1 protein-coding gene is annotated in these 543 nt (G+C 77.3%); it reads right to left on the bottom strand.

Features of this window, described 5'->3' with window-relative positions; all coding sequences use genetic code 11:
- Positions 1–20: 20 nt before the first annotated feature.
- Positions 21–543: NYN domain-containing protein (locus G3I65_RS12005; protein WP_203612360.1), on the bottom strand; the 523-nt coding region annotated here is incomplete at its 5' end.

Raw genomic sequence — 543 nt, forward strand, 5'->3', positions numbered from 1 at the left:
ACGGGCCGCGCCCCGGCCGATCAGACCCGCGAAAGGCGGCTGACCAGCACCGAAGCCGGCGCCGGGTGGGCCCCGGCACCCCGGACCGAGTCCGCCACCGCGCGATCCGACGTCGCCACCACCAGCGGCCGGCCCGCGGGCTCGGCCGCGACCAGGTTGCGGATCACGTCGTCGGCCAGCACCCCGCGGTCGGAGAACAGCACCCGCACCCCACGCGGCACCGCGGCGGGGACCGACAGCACGCCGGCGCCGTCGAAGACCACCGTGACCTCGGCGGAGGTGCGGGCGGCGAGCGCCTGGAGCTGGTGGATCAGCCGGTCGCGCTGGTCGGCGAGGGCGAGCTCGGGGTAGCCGGTCTTGGTGACGTTGTAGCCGTCGACGATCAGGTGCACGGTGGGCAGCGCGAGGTAGCGGTCCAGCGTGGGCACGTCCGCGATCTTGCCGCCCTGCCCGGTGCCGGACCGGGTGCCGCGCACCAGGTCCGCGGGACGGGCGCCGCGCGCGCCGACGGCGAGTTCGCGCCGCAGCCCGCTGACGGCGCCG

The sequence above is a fragment of the Amycolatopsis sp. SID8362 genome, assembly GCF_010550475.1.
Classification (GTDB): domain Bacteria; phylum Actinomycetota; class Actinomycetes; order Mycobacteriales; family Pseudonocardiaceae; genus Amycolatopsis; species Amycolatopsis eburnea.